Origin of the sequence: Schnuerera sp. (genome assembly GCF_035459645.1) — a bacterium.
Taxonomy (GTDB): Bacteria; Bacillota; Clostridia; order Tissierellales; family Tepidimicrobiaceae; genus Schnuerera.
The window spans coordinates 1-3,685 of record NZ_DATHXO010000026.1 but is presented as its reverse complement, the minus strand read 5'-3'; the positions used below and the strand labels follow the sequence as shown (position 1 = coordinate 3,685).

Annotated in this window: 4 protein-coding genes; 1 reads left to right on the top strand and 3 read right to left on the bottom strand. The window is 32.4% G+C overall.

The window, feature by feature from the left end:
• A partial coding sequence (locus VK998_RS00640) for a hydrolase (protein ID WP_325224338.1) occupies nucleotides 1-552 on the top strand: 552 nt, incomplete at its 5' end.
• Nucleotides 553-577: 25 nt separating this feature from the next.
• Here VK998_RS00640 and VK998_RS00635 read toward each other — a convergent pair.
• From VK998_RS00635 to VK998_RS00625, 3 genes are all read right to left on the bottom strand, one after another.
• On the bottom strand, nucleotides 578-1,954 hold the full coding sequence (locus VK998_RS00635; RefSeq protein ID WP_325224335.1) for an alanine/glycine:cation symporter family protein: 1,377 nt from the start codon (nucleotides 1,952-1,954) through the stop codon (nucleotides 578-580).
• Nucleotides 1,955-2,043: 89 nt separating this feature from the next.
• On the bottom strand, nucleotides 2,044-2,886 hold the full coding sequence (locus VK998_RS00630; RefSeq protein ID WP_325224333.1) for a DNA-binding domain-containing protein: 843 nt from the start codon (nucleotides 2,884-2,886) through the stop codon (nucleotides 2,044-2,046).
• The coding region (locus VK998_RS00625) for an ATP-binding protein (protein ID WP_325224332.1) at nucleotides 2,883-3,685 on the bottom strand (803 nt) is incomplete at its 5' end. The genes VK998_RS00625 and VK998_RS00630, both read right to left, overlap by 4 nt.

The window sequence follows — 3,685 nt, the reverse complement described above, 5'->3', positions numbered from 1 at the left end:
ACAGATGTAGCTATTATTAAAAATACTAACGCCAACTCAATAATCGCCGTATATCCCTTTACCCCACAGCTTTCAATTACCCAAGCTATATTAGAAGTAGCCCCTGTGCCAGTTTTTGTTGGGGTAGGAGGTGGGCTTACCACAGGCATTAGATCTATAGATATTGCCCTTCAAGCGGAATTAATGGGAGCCTATGGGGTAGTTATTAATGCACCTACATCTCCTGAGGTTATTAGTAAAATGTACAATAGGATTGACATTCCAATAATTGCTACTGTAGTTACTGAAAATGACAACTATAAAGCTAAATTAGATGCTGGTGCACGAATTTTGAACGTATCTGGAGGAGCTAAAACAGCTCATATTGTAAAAAAAATTCGTAATGAATATGGCAAGGAACTGCCTATTATTGCAACAGGAGGTCCTACAGAAAAAAGCATATTAAATACGATAGAAGCAGGAGCTAATTCTATTACTTATACCCCACCTTGTACAGCAGATATATTTGCTGATGTTATGGAAAGATATAGAGAAGATAAGAAACAAAAATAAAGCCTTTAAAGGCTTTATTTTTGTTTTATCGCTCTTCAGGTGCATATTTTAATTCTTCAACATATTTTGTTTCAAAAAAATCTCTAGTAAGTTTAACAACAACTCCACCTAATCCTAAAATTCCTATTAAGTTTGGAATAGCCATTAAACCATTTAGAGTATCAGCAACATTCCATAAGGTTTCAAGACCTCCTACTGCACCAACTACTATGAAAGGTATCCAAATAATTCTATATGGAACTATTACTTTAGGTCCAAATATAAACTCTGCAGAACGCTCTCCATAATAAGACCAACTTAACAAAGTAGAAAAAGCAAATAACAATATTCCAATAGAAACAATATATCCACCAATTACTGGGATTGATATATCAAAGGCCATTGTAGTAAGAGCAGCTCCAGTTTCCCCAGTATTCCAAGCACCTGTTACTATGATTAATAATGCTGTTATTGTACATATAACCAAAGTATCCATAAACACTTCAAAAACTCCCCACAATCCTTGACGTACAGGGTGATCTGTAGTTGCAGCTGCGTGAGCTATTGGAGCACTACCAAGGCCTGCTTCGTTTGAAAACACTCCTCGAGCTACTCCCATCCTAGCTGCCAATGCCATAGTAGAACCCACAAATCCACCTGCTGCAGCTGTACCTGAAAAAGCACTTCTAAAGATTAATCCAAAAGCCGCTGGGATACTTGAAAAATTCTTAATCAATATAAATATTCCACCTAGAATATAAAAACCTGCCATTATAGGTACTAATGTTTCCGTTACAGAAGCAATTCTTTTAAGCCCACCAAACATAACTAAAGCTGCTAATCCTGCTAAGACAAAACCTGTAACCCATTTATTAATTCCAAAGCTAACTTCTAAAGATGCTGCAACCGAATTAGATTGAACCATATTTCCTATACCAAAGGCTGCCATAGCTGCAAATATTGCAAATATATAAGCTAACCATTTTGCATTAAGCCCTTTAGCTATGTAATACATAGGCCCACCTACAAATCTACCATCTTCTGTTTTCTCTCTATACTCTATACTAAGCACAACCTCAGCAAATTTTGTCGCCATTCCAAATAGTGCAGAAAGCCACATCCAAAATATAGCACCTGGTCCTCCAATAGCTATAGCTGTAGCAACTCCTGCAATATTTCCTGTACCTACTGTAGCAGCTAAAGCAGTTGCAACAGCTTGAAATGATGTAATCTCTCCCTCTCCAGTAGTATCTTTGTCAAATATCTTAAATAAAGTATTTTTTAAGATATACCCTAGTTTTCTAAAAGACATAAAATTAGTACGAATGGTTAGATACACTCCAGTCCCTACTAATAAAACCAACATTATGGGACCCCAAACAAAATCATTGACCATATTATTAAGTCTAATAAAAAAATCCATATATATATACCTCCTCATTCTTTTAATAGAAGTATATAATATGGCCTTCAAGAAACTTCAAAAAACATAGAAATGTTTTCTGAAAATTATTAATTGTTTAAATGTTCACAAAACGTTATTAGTCCTATTAAAAATTTTTTAATATTAGCTGAACCACCTTTATCTACCTTTCCCCTCACATATTCCATCTCTCTCCGAACTTGTTCAAAACCAAATAGGCTATTAGAATATTTTATAAATATCTCATTCATATAGTCTTCAATGCCCAGATTTGCAATGTTTGTCATAGCTATACTTATAGCTCTTCTCATCCTTTGTTCCATAGATTTTGGGTTTTCTGTATAGTGTTTGCATAATTCACGAATAGTTGTATTGTTTAAATTTATACCTTTTTTCATCACATATTTAGCTACTTTTATTATTTCTTCACTACCTTTTTCACTGATAATACCCAATTCTATTAGTGTATTATTGATACATTGTTCACAATGTCCTTCTAACCTTGCTAATTCATTTTCTGGTTTATTATTAAATATCTCTTGCATTTTCAATATAGTTCTATTTATTTCAATCCTCTCTATTACTTTTCTAATTATCACTTCAACTTCTATTGCATTTATTGGTTTGTATATATAATATTCTACCCCATATCTATAAGCTTTTTCAACCATATTTTTTGAAGAAACTTGTGATATCATTACAAATTCTATATCTGGATATTCTTCTTTAAGCTGTTTAACAACCCTTAATCCATCTATTCCAGGCATCAATAAATCTACTAAAACTATATCTGGTACAGTAGTTCTAATAGCTTGTATTCCTTTTTCTCCCTCCTTTGCTTCTCCTACTACAGTTCCCAATTCTTTATCATTAATAATCTTTTTTAATATACGTATGACATTTATGTCATCATCTAATATAAAAAACCTCATTCATTAATACCCTCCAATTCTTTAACTGGAATAGATATGATAAAAGTACTTCCTCTAGTAACTTCTGATTCAATTTGTATATTCCCTTTTAAATGAATTTCCAGAAGCTTTTCGATAAGAGTAAGTCCTAATCCTCTATTAATCTGTCCTGTATTATAATCTATTTTAGTAGAATATCCTGGAGAAAATATATGAGGTAAATCTTCGTCACTAATGCCACATCCATCATCTTCAACTATAAATTTATGTTTATTGTTTTCAGTAATATGGGATATGGTAATGTTGCCTTTGTTTTCTATAGAATCAATAGCATTCATTCCAATATTCCTTAAAATAGACATAAGATAGTAATGCTTTTCTGTATAAAAATTTTTACCTAATAAATATTCCATGGAAATATTTTTCCCTTGCTTTTTAATATCTCTTTCCAAAGTTTCCTTTAATATAACCATAAGGTCTGAAAAATACATACCTGTATTATCTAGTCTATTTGCCATTATATCTTCTATTCCCATCACAACCATTCCATACTCTTTTTTTATCTCATGAACATCCTTAGCTATTTCCAAAGCGACAGCTTCCCATTGTCCTCTATTCTTATTTTCATTGATATTAGAGAACAATTCATAAGCATTGGACATTACTTTTTCAATATGGGTCATATTTTTCTCCATCCAATAAACTTCGGTTTTTAGCTGAGAGGTCAATCTTAATAAGTTTTTATATCTTTTGTCATGTTCTTCCTTGATTAAAAACAATTTATAATATTTATACCCCATTATCATTAGCCATACCAAGC